The sequence below is a fragment of the Vibrio sp. ES.051 genome (genome assembly GCF_002563795.1).
In the GTDB taxonomy this organism is placed as follows: Bacteria; Pseudomonadota; Gammaproteobacteria; order Enterobacterales; family Vibrionaceae; genus Vibrio.
The window spans coordinates 89,912-114,001 of sequence record NZ_PDJL01000006.1 but is presented as its reverse complement, the minus strand read 5'-3'; the positions used below and the strand labels follow the sequence as shown (position 1 = coordinate 114,001).

Annotated in this window: 17 protein-coding genes; 8 read left to right on the top strand and 9 right to left on the bottom strand. The window is 45.8% G+C overall.

The features are described from left to right. The first annotated feature begins 8 nt into the window (after positions 1 to 8). Entirely contained in the window at positions 9 to 1,241 is a 1,233-nt protein-coding gene (gene ftsZ, locus ATG66_RS17595; RefSeq protein WP_098416526.1) for a cell division protein FtsZ, read from the top strand. 100 nt (positions 1,242 to 1,341) lie between these two features. Then, positions 1,342 to 2,259, top strand: coding sequence for a UDP-3-O-acyl-N-acetylglucosamine deacetylase (gene lpxC / locus ATG66_RS17590; protein ID WP_098417101.1), 918 nt, complete (start codon positions 1,342 to 1,344; stop codon positions 2,257 to 2,259). A 118-nt stretch (positions 2,260 to 2,377) separates the two neighbouring features. On the opposite strand, the gene ATG66_RS17585 is transcribed toward lpxC, so the two are convergent. Continuing rightward, a complete protein-coding gene (locus tag ATG66_RS17585) occupies positions 2,378 to 2,836 on the bottom strand; it encodes a DUF721 domain-containing protein (RefSeq protein ID WP_098416525.1) in 459 nt (152 codons plus the stop codon). 408 nt (positions 2,837 to 3,244) lie between these two features. Between ATG66_RS17585 and secA the strand changes: the two genes are divergently transcribed. The 6 genes from secA (at position 3,245) to ATG66_RS17555 (ending at position 13,311) form a co-directional block, all read left to right on the top strand. After that, on the top strand, positions 3,245 to 5,971 hold the full coding sequence (gene secA, locus ATG66_RS17580; protein WP_098416524.1) for a preprotein translocase subunit SecA: 2,727 nt from the start codon (positions 3,245 to 3,247) through the stop codon (positions 5,969 to 5,971). Positions 5,972 to 6,141: 170 nt separating this feature from the next. Further along, positions 6,142 to 6,540: an 8-oxo-dGTP diphosphatase MutT gene (mutT, locus tag ATG66_RS17575; RefSeq protein WP_098416523.1), complete on the top strand. Its 399-nt coding sequence runs from the start codon at positions 6,142 to 6,144 to the stop codon at positions 6,538 to 6,540. 110 nt (positions 6,541 to 6,650) lie between these two features. Continuing rightward, on the top strand, positions 6,651 to 7,460 hold the full coding sequence (gene dapB / locus ATG66_RS17570; RefSeq protein ID WP_098416522.1) for a 4-hydroxy-tetrahydrodipicolinate reductase: 810 nt from the start codon (positions 6,651 to 6,653) through the stop codon (positions 7,458 to 7,460). Between the two features lie 483 nt (positions 7,461 to 7,943). Next, the gene (carA, locus tag ATG66_RS17565) at positions 7,944 to 9,083 is read left to right on the top strand and encodes a glutamine-hydrolyzing carbamoyl-phosphate synthase small subunit (protein WP_098416521.1); all 1,140 of its coding nucleotides are present in this window, start codon (positions 7,944 to 7,946) and stop codon (positions 9,081 to 9,083) included. A gap of 16 nt (positions 9,084 to 9,099) precedes the next feature. Further along, a complete protein-coding gene (carB, locus tag ATG66_RS17560) occupies positions 9,100 to 12,333 on the top strand; it encodes a carbamoyl-phosphate synthase large subunit (protein ID WP_098416520.1) in 3,234 nt (1,077 codons plus the stop codon). Between the two features lie 198 nt (positions 12,334 to 12,531). Then, a complete protein-coding gene (locus ATG66_RS17555; RefSeq protein WP_098416519.1) occupies positions 12,532 to 13,311 on the top strand; it encodes a TSUP family transporter in 780 nt (259 codons plus the stop codon). On the opposite strand, the gene ATG66_RS17550 is transcribed toward ATG66_RS17555, so the two are convergent. The 8 genes from ATG66_RS17550 to gltB all read right to left on the bottom strand — a co-directional run bounded on the left by ATG66_RS17550 (position 13,247) and on the right by gltB (position 23,959). After that, positions 13,247 to 14,107: a LysR family transcriptional regulator gene (locus ATG66_RS17550; protein WP_098416518.1), complete on the bottom strand. Its 861-nt coding sequence runs from the start codon at positions 14,105 to 14,107 to the stop codon at positions 13,247 to 13,249. The two genes, ATG66_RS17555 and ATG66_RS17550, sit on opposite strands and share 65 nt — an antisense overlap. A 132-nt stretch (positions 14,108 to 14,239) precedes the next feature. Then, positions 14,240 to 14,860, bottom strand: coding sequence for a TRIC cation channel family protein (locus ATG66_RS17545; protein WP_098416517.1), 621 nt, complete (start codon positions 14,858 to 14,860; stop codon positions 14,240 to 14,242). A gap of 70 nt (positions 14,861 to 14,930) precedes the next feature. Continuing rightward, positions 14,931 to 15,755, bottom strand: a complete 825-nt coding sequence (gene btuF, locus ATG66_RS17540) for a vitamin B12 ABC transporter substrate-binding protein BtuF (protein ID WP_098416516.1) — start codon at positions 15,753 to 15,755, stop codon at positions 14,931 to 14,933. Continuing rightward, a complete protein-coding gene (locus tag ATG66_RS17535; RefSeq protein WP_098416515.1) occupies positions 15,755 to 16,708 on the bottom strand; it encodes a cobalamin biosynthesis family protein in 954 nt (317 codons plus the stop codon). Before ATG66_RS17535 ends, btuF begins: the two co-directional genes overlap by 1 nt. Before the next feature lie 12 nt (positions 16,709 to 16,720). Beyond that, a complete protein-coding gene (gene mtnN / locus ATG66_RS17530; protein WP_098416514.1) occupies positions 16,721 to 17,416 on the bottom strand; it encodes a 5'-methylthioadenosine/S-adenosylhomocysteine nucleosidase in 696 nt (231 codons plus the stop codon). Positions 17,417 to 17,479: 63 nt separating this feature from the next. Further along, positions 17,480 to 17,908 carry a DUF1499 domain-containing protein gene (locus ATG66_RS17525; protein WP_098417099.1) on the bottom strand — a complete coding sequence of 143 codons (429 nt, stop codon included), beginning with the start codon at positions 17,906 to 17,908 and terminating at the stop codon, positions 17,480 to 17,482. Between the two features lie 153 nt (positions 17,909 to 18,061). Next, complete coding sequence (locus ATG66_RS17520) at positions 18,062 to 19,474, bottom strand: FAD-dependent oxidoreductase (RefSeq protein WP_098416513.1); 1,413 nt, start codon at positions 19,472 to 19,474, stop codon at positions 18,062 to 18,064. 21 nt (positions 19,475 to 19,495) lie between these two features. Continuing rightward, positions 19,496 to 23,959, bottom strand: a complete 4,464-nt coding sequence (gene gltB / locus ATG66_RS17515; RefSeq protein ID WP_098416512.1) for a glutamate synthase large subunit — start codon at positions 23,957 to 23,959, stop codon at positions 19,496 to 19,498. Positions 23,960 to 24,090: the final 131 nt, after the last annotated feature.

The following is a 24,090-nucleotide window of genomic DNA, read 5'->3' as shown; positions in this document are numbered from 1 at the left end:
GACAACACATGTTTGAACCGATGATGGAAATGTCTGACGATGCAGTAATTAAGGTCGTTGGGGTTGGTGGCGGCGGCGGTAACGCCGTTGAACACATGGTGCGTGAATCCATCGAAGGTGTGGAATTCATCAGCGTCAACACTGATGCGCAAGCACTTCGCAAGACAAGCGTTGGCAATGTTATTCAGATCGGTGGTGACATCACCAAAGGTCTAGGAGCAGGTGCTAATCCACAGGTTGGGCGTGACGCAGCTCTCGAAGACAGAGATAGGCTTAAAGACTCCCTAACTGGTGCCGATATGGTGTTTATCGCGGCGGGTATGGGCGGTGGTACAGGTACTGGTGCTGCACCTGTTATTGCTGAAGTAGCAAAAGAGCTTGGCATTCTTACTGTTGCGGTAGTAACTAAACCGTTCAGTTTTGAAGGCAAAAAGCGTTTGGCGTTTGCTGAGCAAGGCATCGATGAGCTATCGAATCACGTTGACTCTTTGATTACGATTCCAAACGAGAAACTACTTAAAGTGCTTGGTCGTGGCGTTACTTTATTGGAAGCATTTGCAAGCGCGAATGACGTGCTTAAAAACGCGGTTCAAGGTATTGCCGAACTTATTACTCGTCCTGGCATGATTAACGTTGACTTTGCAGACGTGAGAACCGTCATGTCTGAAATGGGTCACGCGATGATGGGGAGCGGTATTGCTAAAGGTGAAGATCGTGCTGAAGAAGCGGCCGAAATGGCAATATCTAGCCCACTTCTAGAAGATATCGATCTAGCGGGAGCTCGCGGTGTTCTGGTTAATATCACTGCTGGTTTAGACATGCGCCTTGATGAATTTGAGACAGTGGGTAACACTGTTAAAGCATTTGCTTCTGACAATGCGACTGTCGTTATTGGTACTTCTCTTGACCCAGATATGACTGACGAGATTCGGGTGACAGTCGTGGCAACTGGTATTGGCAATGAAAAAAAGCCAGATATTACGTTAGTAGCAGGTGGTAAAGCGAAGGTCGCTCCAACTCACCAAGCTCAACCGCAACAAGCGGCTGCGGCAACGCAAGCTGAAGAGAAGTCGGCACAACCCTTGCAAACTCATGTGCAAGAGAAGCCACAAATGAATCCTCAGTCGGCAAACACAGCTTCTTCTTCTGCATCGTCGAGCCAAAGTTCTGCTGCTCCGAAGCAAGAAAAAGAAAATGGTTATTTAGATATCCCGGCATTCCTGCGCCGTCAGGCTGATTGATTTTTAATCCATAAATTGACATGGCTCAAAATTATGGTAGCATTCACGGTCGATGTTGCAGGCGGCCGTGTTTTGTAGCAAAATTTTGAGAGGCAAGCAGATGATCAGACAACGTACTCTGAAAGAAATAGTGAAAACAACTGGTGTGGGTCTCCACTCTGGTCGTAAAGTCACGCTTACTCTGCGCCCGGCTGCTACAAATACAGGTATCATTTACCGTCGTACCGATGTAAACCCACCTGTAGATTTTCCAGCTGATCCGGCTTCTGTTCGTGACACAATGCTATGTACTGCATTGGTAAACGACGAAGGTGTGCGTATTTCAACTGTAGAGCACTTGAATGCGGCACTTGCTGGTATGGGCATCGACAACATTATTGTCGAAGTAGACGCACCTGAAATTCCAATTATGGATGGTAGTGCAAGCCCCTTTGTATACTTGCTACAACAAGCAGGTATCGAAACGCAAAATGCGCCAAAACGTTTCATCCGCATTAAAAAGCCAGTTCGTTTTGAAGATGGCGATAAATGGGCAGAATTTGTACCATTTAACGGCTTTCGTATGGATTTCGAAATCGACTTTAGCCACCCTGCGATAGAATCTGACGAGCAGCGCCTCTTATTTGATTTCTCATCGAAAGGCTTCGTTCGTGAAATTTCTCGCGCACGTACGTTTGGCTTTATGCGTGATATCGAATATCTACAATCTCAAAACTTAGTTTTGGGTGGCAGTTTCGATAACGCTATCGTGTTGGATGATTACCGTATTCTTAACGAAGAAGGTCTACGCTTTGAAAATGAGTTTGTAACTCATAAAGTGTTGGATGCGATTGGCGATCTTTACATGTGTGGTCACCCAATTATTGGTGAGTTTCGTGCCTACAAGTCTGGTCATGGACTGAATAACCAGTTACTACGTGCGGTTCTAGCGGATCAGGAAGCGTGGGAGTGGACGACATTTGAAGAAGACGTTGATTCACCAGTTGCTTTCGCAGAACCCAATATGGTAATAGCGTAAAATACATCGATACTAATAAATTAAAAAAACCAGGCTAATGTCTGGTTTTTTGCTGTCTAGAGTTTAGAACGTTTTAATCTGAATCAGCGAAAGATAATTAGTATTTTGATATAACCAGTTACTCGCTGTTTTTCTTTTCTGCCATCTCTGCCAGTCGCTTTAAGCGCTCTTGGACTTTGGGTGGTGCCATATCGGCAATCATCATTAATGAGTTAGCTGCCGACTCTGTCAAAGGTGGGCGTTTCGGTCGATTATCTTGCTCAAAACGATTTCGATATAGGGATGGGTTGATCCTAACTTCAATGCTCATCAACTTGGCAAAGCCTTGCGTACGAAGTTTATTGAGGATCATTAAGCGATCGTAGTCGATCTTCATTTTGAGCGCGGCACTAGCAACGTCGATCAACAAGTGACCACTACGGATGTTCGCCACTCGGCAATGATCGGCCGTACCTTGGGGTAAAATTTCTTGCAGGGCTTGGTTTAGCTGCAAGATTTCTCCAGCATGTTCTTGAATCTTCTTGAACTGCGATTCAGCAATAACATCCTCGCTAGAGGTTGGGCGGTGATCACGCATAGGTAAAATCTAATTTTGTTGAGATATAACTTATTCTAGAGCAGCTTTCTATTAAGGTATAGTTTACATTAACCTGTTTAGCTTCAGTTTTACAATGTGACAAGGTGAAAAGTACATTTCTTTTTGAATAAATGAAAGGTATTGCATTATGAAATAATGGCTAATCAGTCACCACTTTCACTAAAAAATTCAGGGTGCTTCAAACAAATACGTCTATTTATGGTTGTATCGATGAAAAATCCTTACACTAAGCGATATTGTTTCGAAGCTTAGCCTTGAAATATGGATGTTTGAACTCAATATCTTTGATAAATGATTTATCTCAGTATTCTTAGTTTCAAACTGGCAGAGACTGAAGGCATTATGAGTAGATCGGGAACGGTCTGATTAAAGAGAGATTCACGAAAAATGATAACTAAGCTACTGACAAAAGTGATTGGCAGTCGCAACGACCGAACACTGCGCCGCCTTAGAAAAATTGTAAGAGAGATCAATAACTACGAGCCGACTTTTGAAGCTTTAAGTGATGAAGAGTTAAAAGCAAAGACGGTTGAATTCCGTGAGCGCCTAGAGAAAGGTGAAACTCTTGATAAACTACTTCCAGAAGCTTTTGCGACGGTTCGTGAAGCATCTAAGCGTGTTTACGGTATGCGTCACTTCGATGTGCAGCTTATTGGTGGTATGGTTCTGAATGCGGGTCAAATTGCGGAGATGCGTACGGGTGAAGGTAAAACGCTAACAGCTACTCTTCCTGCATATCTAAACGCATTATCAGGTAAAGGTGTTCACATTGTTACAGTGAACGACTATCTAGCCAAGCGTGATGCTGAGACAAACCGTCCACTATTTGAATTCTTAGGAATGACCGTTGGCGTAAACGTGCCAAACATGCCACCTCAAGAGAAAAAAGAAGCTTACCAAGCCGATATTCTTTACGGTACAAACAACGAGTTTGGTTTTGATTACCTTCGTGACAACATGGCTTTCCGTAGCGAAGACCGCGTACAACGAGAGCGCTTCTTTGCCGTTGTCGATGAAGTGGATTCTATTCTTATCGATGAAGCTCGTACTCCTTTGATTATTTCTGGTCCTGCTGAAGATAGCTCTGAGCTTTACACTCGAATTAATCTATTGATCCCGCATCTTAAAAAGCAAGACAAAGAAGATTCTGAAGAGTATCGCGGTGATGGTCACTACACGGTTGATGAAAAATCGAAGCAAGTATATCTCACGGAAACTGGCCAAGAATACGTTGAAGAATTATTGGTTGAAAACGGTTTGATGGAAGAGGGTGATACACTTTATTCTCCAACTAACATCAGTATGCTCCATCACGTTAATGCTGCATTACGCGCACATGTATTGTTTGAGCGTAATGTGGATTATATCGTGACTGATGAAGGCGAAGTAGTGATCGTTGATGAACATACAGGCCGCACCATGCCTGGGCGTCGTTGGTCTGAAGGTCTTCACCAAGCGGTTGAAGCGAAAGAAGGCGTAAAGATTCAAAACGAAAACCAAACGCTGGCTTCAATAACCTTCCAGAATTACTTCCGTTTATACGAAAAATTATCAGGCATGACCGGTACTGCAGATACGGAAGCGTTCGAATTCCAATCTATCTATGGTTTGGAAACGGTGGTTATTCCAACCAACAAACCGATGATTCGTAACGACATGCCAGATGCCGTATACCGCACCGAAGCGGAGAAGTTTGCTGCAATCATTGAAGATATTAAAGGGCGTGTTGCGAAAGGACAACCTACACTCGTTGGTACGGTATCGATCGAGAAGTCAGAGCTATTGTCTAACGCTCTGAAGAAAGCGAAGATCAAGCACAACGTGCTGAACGCAAAGTTCCACGAGAGAGAAGCGGAAATTATTGCTGAAGCGGGTATGCCAGGTGCGGTAACAATTGCGACTAATATGGCGGGTCGTGGTACGGATATTGTGCTTGGTGGTAGTTGGCAAGCAAAACTTGAAGGGCTAGAAAATCCATCCAAGGAGCAAATTGATGCGATTAAAGCCGAATGGAAAGTCGTGCATGATAAAGTGCTAGAAGCAGGAGGCTTACACATTATCGGTACCGAGCGTCACGAATCTCGCCGTATCGATAACCAGTTGCGTGGTCGTTCTGGTCGTCAGGGGGATGCGGGTTCATCTCGTTTCTACCTTTCGATGGAAGATTCTCTGCTGCGTATCTTCACTTCAGAGCGTATGGCTAGCCTTATCCAAAGTGGTATGGAAGAAGGTGAGGCAATCGAATCAAAAATGCTTTCACGTTCTATTGAAAAAGCACAGCGAAAAGTGGAAGGCCGTAACTTCGACATTCGTAAGCAGTTACTTGAATACGATGATGTGGCGAATGACCAACGTAAAGTCGTTTATGAACTGCGCGATGAATTGATGAATGTCGATGATATCAGCGACATGATCGAGCAAAACCGTGAAGACGTTCTAACGGCGATCATTGACGAGTACATTCCACCACAGTCACTAGAGGAAATGTGGGATGTTGAAGGTTTACAAGAACGCCTGAAAGCCGATTTCGATCTTGATGCCCCTGTTAAACAGTGGTTAGAAGACGACGACAAGCTTTATGAAGAAGCGTTGCGTGAGAAGATTATTAACCTAGCGGTTAAAGTCTACAAAGAGAAAGAAGAGGTCGTTGGTGCACAAGTGCTTCGTAATTTCGAAAAATCGGTCATGCTTCAAACTCTTGATACGCTATGGAAAGAACACTTGGCTGCGATGGATCATCTACGCCAAGGCATTCATCTACGTGGCTATGCGCAGAAGAACCCAAAACAAGAATACAAACGTGAGTCGTTTGAACTGTTTGAAGAGCTTTTAGAAGCATTGAAAACTGACGTCATTACCGTACTTTCTCGTGTGCGAGTTCAACAACAAGAAGAAGTTGAGCGCATGGAAGAGCAACGTCGTGCGCAAGCAGAAGAAGCTTCTCGCCGAGCACAAGCTCAGCATGCCGCCGCGGAGAGCCAATTGTCCGGTGAAGAAAAGACGGATGGTGCTCATCAACCTATTGTTCGTGATGAACGTAAAGTCGGGCGTAATGAGCCTTGTCCATGTGGCAGCGGTAAGAAGTACAAACAGTGCCACGGCAAAATCGACTAATATAGTCTGAAAACGTGAAGAAAGAGTCGCTTAGGCGGCTCTTTTTTTAAGTAAATTCTACGGCTGTCTTAATATTATAAATTTAAGAGCGACAGCAAGTACCAGAAAGATAAACACTCGTTGTTGCCGCAATGCAGTACAACCGTACTTAAGGTTTAGGAATTCGCTTTATGAAAAGAACTCATATTGTTGCTGCGATCATTTTTAACCAAAATAAATCGCAAATCTTTATTACCAAACGTCCGAACGATAAACATAAAGGGGGTTTTTGGGAGTTTCCAGGCGGCAAGGTCGAACCTGGAGAAACGATGGAGTTAGCTATTGCCCGAGAGCTTAAAGAAGAAGTGGGAATTGAGGTTACGGAGCAGGCATTTTTTGAACACCTTGAGTTTGACTACCCGGATAAGTCGTTGAAATTTGATTTCATTACCGTCTCTCAATTCAATGACGAACCTTATGGCCGAGAAGGGCAAGAAGGACGCTGGGTTGAGATCAGCGAATTGGGTGATTACCCCTTTCCTGAAGCGAACGTACCTATCTTGGAACGTGTCGTAAAAGAGTTTGCTTAAGCCCGATGAACTTGCTTGTGGTAACCACAGTATGTTGTTAGTTTAAACAGATTCAGCGAAACGAGAGAACGAGAGCAAACCTCGTTATCCAGAGAAGGAGAGAAAGCGCAATGGTTCGTATTGCAATCGCAGGGGCAGCAGGTCGTATGGGCCGAAATTTAGTCAAAGCTTCACATCTTAATCCAAAAGCTTCAGTGAGTGCCGGCTCTGAACGACCAGAGTCTTCACTTGTTGGTGTGGATATTGGAGAGCTTTGTGGTGAAGGTAAATTTGATGTGGTTTTAACGGATGATCTTGCTAAAGACATCGACAATTTTGATGTCATCATCGACTTTACTGCACCGGTGAGCACTTTAGCTAACCTTGAGCTGTGTAAAAAGTACGGAAAAAGTATTGTGATTGGTACGACGGGCTTTAGTGAGGACGAGCGTAACCTTATTGATCAAGCAGCAAAGCAAGTGCCGGTTATCATGGCACCCAATTACTCTGTGGGTGTTAACCTCGTCTTTAAGCTGCTAGAAAAAGCAGCCCAAGTCATGGGAGATTATTGTGATATCGAGATTGTTGAAGCTCACCACCGTCACAAAGTAGATGCACCGTCAGGTACTGCGATAGGTATGGGCGAAGCTATTGCTGGTGCGATGGGGAACAACCTAAGTGATGTCGCAGTGTATGCTCGAGAAGGTATTACTGGTGAGCGAACTAAAGATGAGATCGGTTTTGCGACGCTCCGCGCTGGTGACATTGTAGGTGAGCACACGGCGATGTTTGCTGATATTGGCGAACGTGTCGAAATTACGCACAAAGCGACCGATCGCATGACGTTTGCCAATGGAGCTGTAAAAGCGGCCGTTTGGTTGGGTTCTAAGCCTGCTGGCTTTTATACCATGACAGATGTCTTGGGGCTGAATGACCTTTAAAAATACATAATTATTCGCCGGCGTTAGTCGGCTTTTTTATATCTATGGAATTTTATGTAAATGAAATGCTACATGGAAAGTGACATTTTAGAGAGAGTTTATTGTCTATTTTGAGGTGTTGGTGCTTTATTTTAGTTATTATGTTTAAAAACTAGCGTTGGACTTGAGTGGTTAACGTTTGCTTGAGGGAGGTGTAAATTTTATTGAGCTTTAAAAAGTTAAATTTTATAGAAATCACAAAAGATCTATCTCTTCCCTGTTTGTAGTGGATAAAAGTTGTTTTTTTAAGCCTTATTCGTTGCAAATGGCCTTACTGTCTAGAAATTCATTATTTATTTTTGATTGCTTGTTGACAGATTTCCAGTCCAACTTTAGAATACCGCCAATTTGTCTTAAATACCTATTTATGTAAATTATTTAGGTAAAGCAAGGCAATTTCGAGTTTTGATTTATTTTTTTTGCATTTTTATTCTGGAGGTTGCCTTGGGTAAATTAGCACTGCTAGTCCTAGAAGATGGGACAGTGTTCCACGGAGTGTCCATAGGGGTAGATGGTATTTCCGTTGGTGAGGTCGTTTTTAATACCTCGATGACGGGATATCAAGAAATCCTCACTGATCCTTCCTATTCTCAGCAAATCGTCACCCTTACTTATCCTCACATTGGCAATACCGGAACCACTTCCGAAGATGAAGAATCCTCTTCAATCCACGCACAAGGCCTTGTGATTCGCGATCTCCCTCTTATCGCTTCTAACTTCCGTAATGAACAATCCCTTTCTGATTATCTCAAGTCACAAAATATCGTTGGTATTGCCGATATCGACACGAGAAAGCTAACGCGCATCTTACGTGAGAAAGGGGCTCAAAATGGTTGTATCGTTTCTGGTACTAACTTAGATGAAGCTCTGGCTCTCGCGAAAGCAAAAGAATTCCCTGGCTTAAAAGGAATGGACCTTGCGAAAGAAGTGACAACGAAAGAAGCGTATCAATGGAAACAAGGTTCGTGGACGCTTGAAGGGGGACTTCCAGAGGCGAAAGACGACAACGAGTTACCTTATCATGTCGTTGCATACGACTTCGGTGCTAAGCGGAATATCTTACGAATATTGGTTGACCGCGGTTGCCGCTTAACAGTCGTGCCAGCGGAGACTTCAGCTGAAGAAGTATTAGCAATGAGTCCTGATGGGGTTTTCTTGTCAAATGGACCGGGCGATCCAGAACCATGTAGTTACGCGATTGAAGCGACCAAAATCTTTCTAGAGAAAAACTTACCTATCTTTGGTATTTGTTTAGGTCACCAAATCTTGGCGTTGGCTTCTGGTGCACAAACCGTGAAGATGAAGTTTGGCCATCACGGCGCAAACCACCCGGTTAAAGATTTAGACCGTAATGTTGTGATGATTACTTCTCAGAACCACGGTTTTGCTGCAGATGAAGAAACACTACCTGAGAATCTGCGTGCCACCCACGTATCACTATTTGACGGCTCTTTACAAGGTATTCACCGCACTGATAAACCAGCATTTAGCTTCCAAGGTCACCCTGAAGCGAGCCCCGGTCCACATGATGCGGCACCGCTATTTGACCACTTTATCGAACTCATCAAAAAACACAGCGCTTAATTCGGAGTAGTAGATAATGCCAAAACGTACTGACATTCAAAGTATTTTAATTCTTGGTGCTGGTCCGATAGTGATCGGTCAGGCATGTGAGTTTGACTACTCTGGCGCGCAAGCGTGTAAAGCCCTTCGTGAAGAAGGCTATAGAGTTATTTTAGTTAACTCTAACCCTGCGACCATCATGACTGATCCGGAGATGGCGGATGCAACCTACATCGAGCCAATTCAGTGGGAAGTGGTACGTAAAATCATCGAAAAAGAACGTCCAGATGCGGTACTGCCAACGATGGGTGGTCAGACAGCGCTAAACTGTGCGCTAGAGCTAGAGAAGCAGGGTGTTCTTGAAGAGTTCGGCGTAGAAATGATTGGTGCAACCGCTGATGCGATTGATAAAGCGGAAGACCGTTCGCGCTTTGATAAAGCCATGAAGTCTATCGGGCTTGAGTGTCCTCGTGCTGATACTGCGAAAAACATGGAAGAAGCCTACGGCGTACTCGATATGGTTGGTTTCCCTTGTATCATTCGTCCATCGTTCACTATGGGTGGGACAGGCGGCGGTATCGCCTATAACAAAGAAGAGTTCGAAGAGATCTGTCGTCGCGGTCTAGACCTATCGCCAACCAATGAGCTTTTGATCGATGAATCACTGATTGGGTGGAAAGAGTACGAGATGGAAGTCGTCCGCGATAAAGCAGACAACTGCATTATTGTATGTTCAATCGAAAACTTCGATCCAATGGGTATCCACACCGGTGACTCAATCACGGTTGCGCCAGCACAAACGCTGACAGACAAAGAATACCAGCTGATGCGTAATGCATCGTTAGCTGTGCTACGTGAGATTGGTGTTGAAACAGGGGGCTCAAACGTCCAGTTTGGTATCAACCCGAAAGATGGACGCATGGTCATCATCGAGATGAACCCGCGTGTATCTCGCTCTTCTGCTCTGGCATCGAAAGCCACCGGTTTTCCTATCGCGAAGATTGCCGCAAAACTGGCCGTTGGCTTTACGCTGGATGAGCTACAAAATGATATTACAGGTGGTGCAACGCCGGCATCATTTGAACCAACCATCGACTATGTTGTGACTAAGATTCCTCGTTTTAATTTCGAGAAATTTGCCGGTGCTAATGATCGTTTGACGACACAAATGAAATCGGTTGGTGAGGTGATGGCCATTGGTCGTAACCAACAAGAATCGCTTCACAAAGCATTACGTGGCCTAGAAGTCGGTGCGACAGGCTTTGATGAAATGGTCGATCTGGAAGCGCCAGATGCACTGACTAAGATCCGCCACGAGTTGAAAGAAGCGGGTGCGGAGCGTATTTGGTATATCGCCGATGCATTCCGTGCAGGCATGTCAGTCGATGGTGTGTTCAATCTAACGCAAATCGACCGCTGGTTCTTAGTCCAAATCGAAGAAATTGTAAAACTCGAAGAGCAAGTCAAGGCGGGCGGTTACGCAGGGTTAACCCAAACGGTTCTACGTCAGATGAAGCGTAAAGGCTTCTCGGACGCACGCCTATCTAAACTATTAGGTGTCGCAGAAAGTGAAATCCGTCGAGCACGCGAACAGTTCGATATTCATCCTGTTTACAAACGTGTTGATACTTGCGCCGCGGAATTTTCTTCTGATACAGCTTACATGTACTCGTCTTACGATGAGGAGTGTGAAGCGAACCCTACAGATAAAGACAAAATTATGGTGCTTGGTGGCGGGCCTAACCGTATCGGCCAAGGCATTGAATTTGACTACTGTTGTGTACACGCTTCACTTGCACTTCGCGAAGACGGTTACGAAACCATTATGGTTAACTGTAACCCAGAAACAGTATCGACCGACTACGATACGTCTGACCGTTTGTACTTCGAACCAGTGACTCTAGAAGATGTACTGTCTATTGCTCGCGTTGAAAAGCCAAAAGGGGTGATTGTTCAGTACGGTGGTCAAACACCACTAAAATTGGCGCGCGCATTAGAAGCGGCGGGGGTCCCAATCATTGGCACGAGTCCTGATGCCATCGACCGTGCCGAAGATCGTGAGCGTTTCCAAGCGGCGGTTGATCGTCTAGGTCTTCTACAGCCAGAAAACGCCACGGTAACGGCGATGGAGCAAGCTATAGAGAAATCAAAAGAAATTGGTTTCCCACTCGTAGTTCGTCCATCTTACGTTCTAGGTGGTCGTGCAATGGAAATCGTGTATGACGAACAAGACTTACGCCGCTATTTCAACGAAGCGGTAAGTGTATCAAATGAATCTCCAGTACTACTCGATCGTTTTCTAGACGATGCAACAGAAGTAGATATCGACGCTATCTGTGACGGGGAACGTGTCGTTATTGGCGGAATCATGGAGCACATTGAACAAGCGGGCGTTCACTCAGGTGACTCGGCATGTTCTCTGCCTGCCTACACATTAAGCCAAGAAATCCAAGATAAGATGCGCGAGCAAGTTGAAAAACTAGCGTTCGAATTAGGTGTTCGCGGCCTGATGAACACGCAGTTCGCAGTGAAAGATAACGAAGTTTACTTAATCGAAGTTAACCCTCGAGCAGCACGTACTGTGCCGTTTGTCTCGAAAGCAACAGGGGCACCGTTAGCGAAAATCGCTGCACGTGTTATGGCGGGTCAATCTTTAGAGTCGCAAGGTTTTACCAAAGAGATTATTCCTCCGTATTACTCAGTGAAAGAAGTGGTTCTTCCGTTTAACAAGTTCCCTGGCGTTGACCCACTCTTGGGGCCAGAAATGCGCTCAACAGGTGAAGTCATGGGGGTTGGTGCAACGTTCGCGGAAGCTTACGCAAAAGCGGAACTCGGTTGTGGCGCGGTTTACCCAGAAGGCGGCCGTGCGCTATTGTCTGTACGTGAAGGTGATAAAGAACGTGTTGTTGACCTAGCGTCTAAGCTGGTGAAGTTAGGTTACCAATTGGATGCCACCCACGGCACTGCAGTCATTCTAGGCGAAGCGGGGATCAACCCACGTCTTGTCAACAAGGTGCATGAAGGTCGTCCGCACATTCTTGACCGTATTAAGAATAACGAATATACCTATATCGTAAATACGGCATCTGGTCGTCAAGCGATTGAAGATTCAAAAGTTCTACGCCGCGGCGCACTCGCAGAGAAAGTGAACTACACAACCACGCTCAACGCAGCGTTCGCAACCTGTATGGCTCATACGGCTGATGCAAAGTGCTCGGTAATGTCGGTGCAAGAGCTGCATGCAAAAGTAAAAGTCAGTCAAGAAGCGTAATAGATAAAAATCAGTAAGCTCATTAATTAGAGCTTATATGGCAACCTCATTGCCCGCTCATTCGAGCGGGCTTTTTTACGTTTTAGCGTCTTTCATGAAAAAATGGAATAGATTGATATCTCGACTTTCCTTTTGTGCTTGAGATGATAAGTGCTACCGTTGATTTCTCTTTGGTAGCTCTTTGAAAAGGAAGCGTAAGTGGAAATTACAGTCGAGATGTTGGCGACACTATTCATGGTTGCAACGGCGGCTGGATTTATTGATGCGATGGCGGGTGGCGGCGGACTATTAACGCTACCAGCGCTATTGGCTACGGGTCTTAATCCAACTCAGGCATTAGCAACGAATAAGTTACAAAGTTCATTTGGGAGTTTTTCTGCTAGCTTGTATTTCGTGCGCAATGGCATCGTGAGTCTCAAAGAAATGCGAATCGCCGTATTGTGTACTTTTATTGGCGCGGCTATTGGTGCAGAGGCCGTACAGGTTATTGATGCTGGTGTACTGACTAGTTTGATTCCCGTTCTCCTGATTGCGATCTCCTTATATTTTTTACTCGCACCAACAACAAGAAAAACCGACGGAGAACCTAAGCTTTCTGAAGCGACATTTGCGCTGTGTATTGGGGGCAGTGTGGGGTTTTATGATGGTTTTTTTGGCCCCGGCACTGGTTCTATTTTTACCGTTTGTTTTGTCGCGCTGGGTCACTTCTCCTTGGTGGATGCGACTGCTCGAACTAAGATCCTCAACTTCACGTCCAATATCGCCGCACTATTATTTTTTATTTTAGCGGGACTTCCTGTATGGGAAATTGGTTTGACGATGGCGGTCGGTGGTTTTATTGGTGCTCAACTTGGTGCCAAAGTAGTGGTTACTAAAGGGCAAAAGTGGATTCGTCCTCTGGTCATTATGATGTCTATGTTAATGGCGACAAAACTTCTTTGGCAACAACATCAGCAATGGATTCTATCAGTCTTTTAACTCGCTCATTACGGTGTGTACTGTGACGCAAACAGAGATGTATTGGGCGAATTAAAGAGTCGAGCTCTGCAAAGTGGTAACAGCAATCGGGTGAGATATTGAGTGTTTTTACAATGGATTTTGGTATAAGAGCAGGTGCCATACCGCCTAAAGCAAGCTGTGCAGCGGCAGTGTAGGAGTCCATTTCCATCAAAGGTTCAACACCGTATTTAGACAGGATCGCTTGTTGGTAGGTATTGGCTGGATTACTCAAATCATTGGTCAAAATGGCTTTAGGCAACCAAGGCAGTGAGTGCCGACTAATAATTGAAAAAGGTTCATCGGCGAGATGAAAGCTCATTAAACCGTGATGAGGTGGTAAATACCCCGCACAAAAGCCGAGAGTGGCTTTACCTGATTTGACGTTCTCGATGATACGTGGGGTGTGATTCGTTGATATCCGCAAGTATTGGTCTTGAGTGAAACGTTCTTCCATGATAACGCTAAGATACCCAGCAACTAAGGTTTCAGAGCAATCCATTTTGATCAAAGAAGTATCTTCTAATTCCTGTTGATCGTGAATCTGACCTCTAAGCTCATTGAATGTTGGTTCGATCGTATTGATGAGGGCAAGAGCGTCCGATGTCAATTTTATATGTCGACCATTCGGTTCAATTAATTTCTTACCGAGTTTCCTTTCTAAGTTCGCAATGCGTTTACTCACTGCGGATTGACTAATATAGAGCTGACTACCTGTACGACTCATGGTCTTTTCTTTGCTCAGAACTAAGAGTGTTTCGATGCCTTCTAGTAACATATCTATCCATGAATATTGGGAATCGTTGCCTAATATAACTGAGTTTTTGGAGAGACGCTAAGGAAGGATTCGCATATCAACCTCACCGAGGAGCAGCTCGGCGATGTTGAATCAATTGATGGGGAGAGTGGGCTATCGATTGATGGCAAAGATTGGCAGTGACAAGTGCCAACGAATCGCGCCAAGCCGAATCACGAGCGTTGAAATAACACCGGAGAGTAATGCTATCGAGTGATCAAAACCGATATTAACCGCCATGGTATGGCAGATACCGCCAATAATACATGCGGTGGCGTACACCTCACTTCTCAATACCATTGGAATTTCTCTGGCGAGTACATCGCGTATGATCCCTCCGCCACAACCAGTGATCACCCCCATGATGACTGCCACCATGCCTGATGCATTGTAAGCGAGTGCTTTTTCTACACCAATACCAACAAACGCAGCGAGGCCGATGGCGTCGCAGACGGGTAAAATCCACCAAGAAAGTCGTTTAGGTCGTCGAACTATGAGCATCGTCAACAGGCAAGTGACAAAAATCACCCACAGGTAAGTGGTATCTGTTATCCAGAATACGGGAGTGGCACCAAGTGCCATATCTCGGATCGTACCACCACCAATAGCCGTAACGCTGCCGAGCACGATAACGCCGAAGGGATCCATTTTCAGTCGGCCCGCAAGTAAAACGCCAGAGACGGCGAAAATAGCGGTACCAAACAAGTCGATCATATAAAGCAGCATGGAGTCCATGTTACTTGGCACCTTTTAAACTGTGTGAGAAAAAACGGGCAGAAATTGTACGGTATTTATCATAAAAACGTTAGCGTTTTTGGCGGACCTTTTTAAAGTGTTCACACACTTCGCTGATTGCATTAAGTGTTCTTGGCGTCGGGCGATTGATCCAGTCCGAGTTGAGAGGCAAAGCATTTTTGTTCTTGAGAGCGGGAAGATCATCACGCCATTCAGACCACATATCATTGTTACCCATTGCGTGACGTGAAGTGAAAATGACTTCTGGCTGACGAGTGATCACTTGCTCGATGCTCACTTGAGGGTAGGGAGCGCTCGCGGTGGCGAAAATGTTTTCGCCGCCACAAAAGGTAAATACTTCGCTTGGCCAGTTTTTCCCTGCGACAGTGATGATAGGCTTTTCGCTCAGTTGGTAAAAATAAAGTACTTTATCTTCGGTGTTATATTTCACTTTGAGCTCAGCCAGTTGTGCTCTAAATGCTGTTGCTGCTTTTTGGCCTATTTGTGGCTTTTCGCTGAATTGACTCAATTGTTCAATGTTGTTGGCGATATCCTCCAGTGAGCCTGTGTTGGAGTAATAAATAGGAATGTCGAATTGCTTAAGTTTTTCCAGCTCTTTTGCAGGGGTTACTGTCGGCCAAGCAATAACCAAGTCAGGTTGAAGTGCGATAATACGCTCCAATTTGATGCCTTGATAATTGGACACTCTTTCCAGTTGCTTCGCTTGCTCTGGATAATCACTCATTTCACTTACCGCGATTAGCTTGTCCCCTAGACCTGCCGAAAAAGCAATTTCAGTGGCGTGAGGCGCTAAGCTCACAATGCGTTGAGCAGGCTTCTGCGCTAGGGCTGTTGAGGACAACAACAGCGCAAAGGTGAAACAGAGTTTGTTCATCATAATCCTTGATAAATCATCCCTAAAAGCAGACTTTGGATAGCTATCCAAACGAAGACTCGCCAAACGAGCAGTGTATGTATTTGCGAAAGGTGAATAGCCGATGGCGCAATGCGTCCACCGATTTTTGCGCGTTCGGCACGTATACCTTGATAGATAGCTGGGCCGCATAAAGAGAGTTGTAGTTTGTGTCCGATGGTACACAACACCCAGGCAGGTCCAGGTAGTGGCCAAGACTTCGCTTGTTGCTGCACTCCAGAAAGCACATTGCTTACGTTCTTTCCTACAGCTAAAAGTATGGCAAAGAGACGAAGTGGAATAATATCCAGAGCGGCAACCAGTTGAACCGCAGGTTTACCAAAGGGCAAATATTGGCGTCGGCTAGGTGACCACACTCGGGCTAATTCTGTTGTTAGTCGATACATTAACGCACCAATACCACCAGTTAGTGCGTACCAAAATAGCACACCTATTACGTTGCGGCTGTATCCCATAATCAGAGCTTCTGAGCCAGCTTTACCTATGCCGATGATCGAGAGGCTGTCCGTGTCGCGATTGAGGTATGGTGTTAATAATTCTCGGCACTGAGCTTTGTCTTCTCTCGACAGACTTGTGACGAGTTGTTTTGTTAAAGCTTCGCCGTTGCGCCAGTCCAAAGCAATGATCAATAGCACTAGTTCGTATAAAGGCACTTGCCAAACGAATGGCTCCACTGTCATCAGCAAGATCCAGCAAGGCAATAACATCAAGCCTAATGCAAGACTGCCGGAAGTCAGGCTCTGTGAGTAACTGTGGTTATTGTTTACTTTTTCAGCCAGTTGCTCTGCCAACTTGCGCCATATTGTGACCGGATGTGCTGAGCGGGGAATGGGAAGGATGAGATGAAATAACAACGCGCCCCACATAATGAGGAGCGCACCATTAGCATAAAATTGCTGAAAAATGACTTCCATGAATGATTGGATTTACTTAATCAATTCCAACATCTTGACCACCATTTTCGAAGAGCTTTTCGCTGCAAGCGGTAAAAACTCATCAAAGCTCATTGGTGATTCTTTATCTGCTACGTCAGAAATTGCACGTACAACAACAAACGGAGTGTTGAACTGATGGCAAGTTTGCGCAATTGCAGAGGCTTCCATTTCTACCGCGATAACCGATGGGAAGTGCTCACGAATAAACGCTTGGCGCTCGGCAGTGCACACGAATGCATCACCAGTACAAATCAGGCCGCGAACCGCGTGGGTGTTGTCCATTTGAGCAAGCGCTTTTTCTGCTAGATTCATCAGTTTTTCATCGGCTTTGAATGCCGCTGGTTGACCTGCCATTTGGCCTATTTCATAACCGAATGCCGTCACGTCTGCATCGTGATGACGAACTTCCGTTGAGATAACCACGTCACCTAGATTTAAGCTTGAGTCAAAGCCACCTGCAGAGCCGGTGTTAATAATAACATCTGGTTGGTATTCATTTAAAAGGATAGTGGTGCCCACAGCCGCCGCCACTTTACCGATGCCTGATTGCAACAGTACGACATCAACATCGTTAATTTGACCAGAGAAAAACGTACAACCCGCTTTATTGACGGTTTGGCAATTTGCTATTGATTCTTTCAGGATGGCCACTTCTTGTTCCATCGCACCGATAATACCAACTTTCATAACACTCTCTTTGGGTAAATATTTTAGTCGGCGGAGAGTATAGCACTCCCAGTTACCTGTTTTCTATTTGATGAGCTCGGCTTGAGTGAGCTTTTCTCGTAATTGTTCTGCGCGTTTTCGATTTACGCCAAAATCAGAATAACCTAAGCGTGATTCTGAGCGTACGATAAGTTGCTCTCCCGAGATCTTTAATTCGAGATCATCCACAAAGCGCATGATTTTCGATGTACATTCGACGCGTAGATAATCATCTTCTTTGATTGCGGTTTTTGCTCCTGGTAGCGTGAGCGCAGCTTGCTCTATCTTATCTAAGGTTGCGGATTCAGTGAGCATAAAGGCTTCTAGGTGATGTTCGTCTCTTGAATCTTGAGTTGAAACGCAGTTGGGTTTATCACTGCACGGAGATTGAGTACGATCTGGCATGGTGGTAACTCCTTGGCTACATGCGGTTAAGCTGAGCAAAGTAATGGAAAGGAGAGCTGTATTTTTCATCATGTTTATTCCTTATTGGAGGAATTGATACCTAAATAACCTCAAGATAGTGGTTCGGCTTTGAATACAAAGCTTAAAGTCACTTGGGTATAATGATATGTAATAAAAGAAAAAAGGATCCTATATTCAGACCCTTTTTAACATGGGAGCTTTTTACACTTCGAGGTAATCGAGGATACCTTCGGCGGCTTTTCGGCCTTCATCAATGGCGGTCACCACGAGATCTGACCCTCGGACCGCATCACCACCTGCGAAGATCTTTTTATTGCTAGTTTGATACTGAAACTCTTGATTGTGAGGGGCTTGAATTCGTCCCCACTGATCAAGCTCAACATTGTATGGAGTTAACCAATCCATTTGATGAGGTTGGAAACCGAACGCCATGATGACAACATCTGCAGCTAATATGTGTTCGCTTCCGGCTACTGGCTCTGGGCGGCGGCGGCCAGCCTCATCCGGTTCGCCCAGTGCTGTTTTCACGACTTTAACGCCAGATACGTTACCGTAAGTGTCTATCTCAATACCAAGTGGTTGAAGGTTAAACATAAATTGTACACCTTCCTCTTTCGCGTTTTTTACTTCTCGGCGCGAACCTGGCATGTTGACTTCGTCGCGGCGGTAGGCACAAATGACGTTGGATGCACCTTGACGGATAGAGGTTCGTACACAATCCATCGCGGTATCACCGCCACCAAGCACAACTACTTTTTTAGCTGCCATGTCGATAAACGGTTGGTTGCCTTCGAGTTCCATTACTTTGTAGGCATTTGAAACCAAAAATGGCAGCGCGTCATACACGCCCGGTGCGCTTTCATTTTCTAAATTAGCCCGCATGTATTTGTAGGTGCCAACGCCTAAGAATACGGCGTCGTACTCATCGATAAGATCTTGCATTGGTACATCTTTACCGACTTCAATATTCATACGGAAATCAACCCCCATCTCCGTAAAGACGCGGCGGCGGTTTTCCATGACACCTTTTTCCAGTTTGAAAGAAGGAATGCCAAAGGTTAACAGCCCGCCAATTTCAGGATAGCGATCGAAAACAACGGCTTTTACGCCATTTCGGACTAAAATGTCCGCGGCAGCTAAACCTGCTGGGCCAGCACCAATAATGGCCACTTTTTTATCCGTCCATTCCACCATAGACATGTCTGGCTTCCAGCCCATTTCGAAGGCTTTATCGGTAATATACTTTTCGATATTACCGATAGTGACGGCGCCGAAGTCATCATTGAGTGTACACGATCCCTCACATAAACGGTCTTGTGGACACACTCGGCCACATACTTCAGGCAAGCTGTTGGTTTGATGCGATAACTCTGCCGCTTCAATAATACGTCCTTCATTGGCAAGTTTGAGCCACTGAGGGATGTAGTTATGTACGGGACACTTCCATTCACAGTATGGGTTACCACAATCTAAGCAACGGTCCGCCTGGGCGGTGGCTTGTTGTTTAGTGAATGGTTCGTAAATTTCTACAAACTCAATTTTACGAACTGTAATGGGCTTTTTCGCCGGATCTACGCGTTGAACATCGATAAATTGATAAACGTTCTGGCTCATGATTCAAACATCCTCCATGATTTATTGGGCTTGAACGCGCAGTTCAGCGGCGCTGCGGCTCTGGTGACCAAGCAGCGTATTTAAGTCTGCAGCTTGCGGCTTAACCAAATAGAACTTCGGAATCCATTCATCAAAGTTCGCTAAAATACTTTCTGCGTGACTAGAGCCTGTCTCTTCTAAATGCTCTGCAATTAAGCCGCGCAAGTGCTCTTGATGGATATAAAGATCAGACAGTGAGATAGCTTCAACGGATTCGTTGTTGACTCGACCTTCAAAGCTTTGGTTTTCATCAAGCACATAGGCAAAACCTCCGGTCATACCAGCACCAAAGTTCACGCCGGTGGCACCTAAGATCGCGACAATACCACCTGTCATGTATTCACACGCGTTGTCGCCTGCACCTTCGATAACCGCGATGGTACCTGAGTTACGTACCCCAAAACGTTCACCAGCTTTACCAGCAGCAAACAGCTTGCCGCCAGTGGCGCCATACAAACAGGTGTTACCTATGATGGTTGCATCATTACATTTGAATGCCGTCCCTAGATGAGGTTTGATGGCAATCTTACCGCCAGCCATACCTTTTCCCACGTAGTCATTCGCGTCGCCAGTGAGGTACAGTTCAACACCACCGGCATTCCAAACTCCAAAGGATTGTCCTGCGGTGCCATCTAAGTGAATCTTAATAGGATTTGCTGCTAAACCTTGGTTACCATAGCGCTTGGCTATTTCACCTGATAGTCGAGCCCCTATTGAGCGATCGGTATTGATCACATTGTAGAACAAGCTTGTTGACTGGCTGTTCTCTATAGCATGTATGGCATCTTCTACTATCTTTTGGTTAAGCTCTGCTTTATCAAATGGTGTATTTGGTTCTGTCCAAAACAAAGGCAGCTCTTGGGCTGAAACAGGGGCTTCTAAAATATTAGACAGGTCGAGCTTAGTTTGCTTGGCGGTAAAACCTTCCATCGTTTCTAGTAAGTCAGTGCGGCCGATTAAGTCGGTGAGTTTCTCAACACCAAGTTCCGCAAGTAAGCCTCGCACTTCTTCTGCAAGCCCCGTAAAGTAGTTTACGACCATTTCAGGCAGACCTTTGAAGTACTCTTTACGTAATGTTTCATCTTGAGTTGCAACGCCTGTGGCGCAGTTGTTGAGGTGACAAATTCGTAAATACTTACAGCCCATCGCTACCATTGGGGCGGTACCAAAGCCAAAGCTCTCCGCTCCCAAAATTGCGGCTTTAACCACATCTAAACCGGTTTTTAACCCCCCATCGACTTGCAAGCGGATCTTGTGACGCAGACCATTGGCTACCAGTGCTTGCTGGGTTTCGGCAAGACCTAACTCCCACGGGCTACCCGCGTATTTTACGGATGTCAGTGGACTTGCGGCCGTTCCCCCATCGTAACCAGAGATAGTAATCAGGTCGGCATACGCTTTTGCTACCCCTGTTGCGATGGTGCCCACCCCCGGTTCAGATACCAGCTTCACCGATACCAATGCATTGGGATTGACTTGTTTCAAATCGAAGATCAGCTGAGCTAAATCCTCAATCGAATAAATATCGTGGTGTGGAGGAGGGGAGATCAGTGTTACCCCTTGAACCGAGTAACGCAGTTTCGCGATTTCAGCCGTTACTTTATGGCCAGGTAGCTGACCGCCTTCGCCGGGTTTTGCTCCTTGCGCGACTTTGATCTGCAGAACGTCGGCATTCGTTAAGTAATGCGGAGTTACGCCAAATCGACCAGAAGCGATCTGCTTAATTCGGGAGTTACGCTCAGTACCAAAACGACGCGGGTCTTCACCACCTTCGCCTGAGTTTGAGTAGCCACCGAGACGGTTCATTGCAATTGCCAGTGCTTCGTGCGCTTCAGGGCTTAAAGCACCAATCGACATAGCGGCGGAGTCGAAACGTTTAAACAGCTCGCTTTTTGACTCAACGCTCTCTAGTGGTCGCGGCGAATCAGACTTTTTCAATGACATTAAGTCACGCAGCATTGCCACTGGTCGTTGGTTTACCTGCTTAGCAAAACTTTGGTAGTCACTATGTTCTCCCGATTTTACAGCTTGTTGCAGTGTTCCAACCACATCGGGGTTATAAGCATGGTACTCGCCGTCGTGGACGTATTTTAGCAAGCCACCGTGTTCAATGGACTTACGTTTCGCCCATGCTTTACGCGATAGGTTGGTCAGGTCTTGTTGGAAATCTTCAAAATTTGCCCCTTGAATGCGGGTCGTCACGCCTTTAAAGCAGAGATCAACGACTTCTTGATTTAAGCCAACCGCCTCAAACAATTGTGAGCAGCGGTAAGAGGCGATGGTTGAAATGCCCATCTTCGACATGATTTTGTACAAGCCTTTGTTGATGCCATGCTGATAGTTCTGCATCACCTCTCGATATGCTTTCTCTAGTGCGCCGTCGTCAATCAGTTTACCTAGTGCTTCATAAGCAAGGTATGGATATACGGCGGTTGCCCCGAAGCCAAGTAGTACCGCAAATTGATGTGGATCACGTACGGTGGCAGTTTCGACCACAATATTGGTATCACAACGAAGGTTGGCATTGAGCAATCGAGTTTGCACGGCACCCACGGCCATGGCTGCGGGAATGGGCAGCTTGCCTTTCACTAACGCACGATCGGAAAGAACGACTAAAACAGTGCCTTCACGTACCACTTGCTCGGCTTGTTCACACAGTTCATTAATGGCCTGCTTGAGATCTTTTTCTTGCGGATCGTAATTGATATCGAGAATGGTATTACGATAATGATCGTCGCCAAGTTCAAGTAGTTGCTGCATATCCGAATAAAGTAGCACGGGTGAATCGAAGGTCACGCGGTGTGCGTGTCCGTCCGTCTCACAGAAGACATTCATTTCCTTACCGATACTGGTCACCAGTGACATCACGTGTTTTTCACGCAGTGGGTCGATCGGTGGATTGGTTACCTGCGCGAACTTCTGGCGGAAGTAGTCAGTCACTAAGCGCTCTTTTGAAGAGAGTACTGCCATTGGAGTATCGTCACCCATAGAACCAACGGCTTCTTGACCCATTTCACCGAGCACGCGTAAGATTTGGTCAACTTCTTCGTTCGTCATTGCAAATTGTTTTTGATAAGTCTTGAGCAAATTAGCATCAAAGCTACGCTCACCGACTTGCTCTTCTGGAAGCTGAGCAAATGGAATCAGTTTGTGGACGTTATTTTCCATCCACTCGCGATAGGGATGACGAGATTTGAGGTCGTTATCGATTTCACTCGATTGCCAAAGTTTGCCTTTGCGCGTATCAATAACGAGGAGTTCACCTGGGCCGACACGCCCCTTTTCTGCGACTTCATCTGGAGCGTAATTCCAAATGCCGATCTCTGATGCTAGGGTGATCAATCTATCTTTGGTTATTACATAGCGAGCAGGGCGAAGGCCATTTCGGTCTAGGTTGCATGCAGCATAACGACCGTCGGACAGGACGATCCCAGCAGGGCCATCCCATGGTTCCATGTGCTTGGAGTTGAAATCGTAAAACGCGCGAAGATCCGGATCCATATCCGGATGGTTTTGCCACGCTGGTGGCACAAGCATGCGCATCGCACGGAAGATATCCATCCCCCCTGCCAAGAATAGATCCAACATGTTGTCTAGGCTTGAAGAATCTGAGCCAGTCTCGTTGACAAATGGTGCGGCGGTTTGTAGGTCGGGCAACAATGGAGATGAGAACTTATAAGCTCGTGCACGTGCCCATTGGCGATTGCCTTCGATGGTGTTGATCTCACCATTGTGGGCAAGGTAACGAAACGGTTGTGCTAATGGCCAACGCGGTTGCGTGTTGGTGGAAAAGCGCTGGTGGAACAAGCATATCGCTGACTCCATGCGCAAATCAGCAAGATCGAGATAAAAACGTGGTAAATCGGCTGGCATACAAAGGCCTTTGTACACCAACACTTGAGTCGACAAACTGCAGATGTAGAAATCTGGATCTTCAGTGATCTGTTTCTCGATACGGCGACGAGCAATATACAGACGGCGTTCGATATCTCGCTCTCGCCATCCTGCGGGGGCAGAAATAAACACTTGTTGAATATTGGGAAGTGAGTCGGTAGCTATGGGGCCGAGCACTTCAGAATTGGTGGGCACTTCGCGCCAGCCTGCAACTGTTAAGGTTTCTTGGGCGAGCTCTTTATTGACGATATCTTTAGCGAATTGAGCTTTCACCGGATCTTGGCTGAAAAAAATCATTCCCACGGCGTATTGTTTGCCAAGGTTAAAACCATTCTCTTCCGCGACGAGGCGTAAGTAGGAGTCGGGTTTTTGTAACAGAAGACCACAACCATCACCGGTTTTACCATCGGCGGCGATACCACCTCGGTGAGTCATTCGGTCAAGTGCAGAAATTGCTGTACGAACCAGCTTGTGGCTTTGTTCGCCTTCCATATGCGCGATCAAGCCAAATCCACAGTTGTCTTTCTCAAGACTTGGATCATAAAGAGCCATTGCAATTCTCCCTTTGCTTACCTGTCTTTCAGACAGGTATATCAACACTGCTTACGTTGATCGTGATGACTAACTATGCATCACCTTTATAGCTTTATGTCTATTTATTCAATAAATACTGTGAAATATTT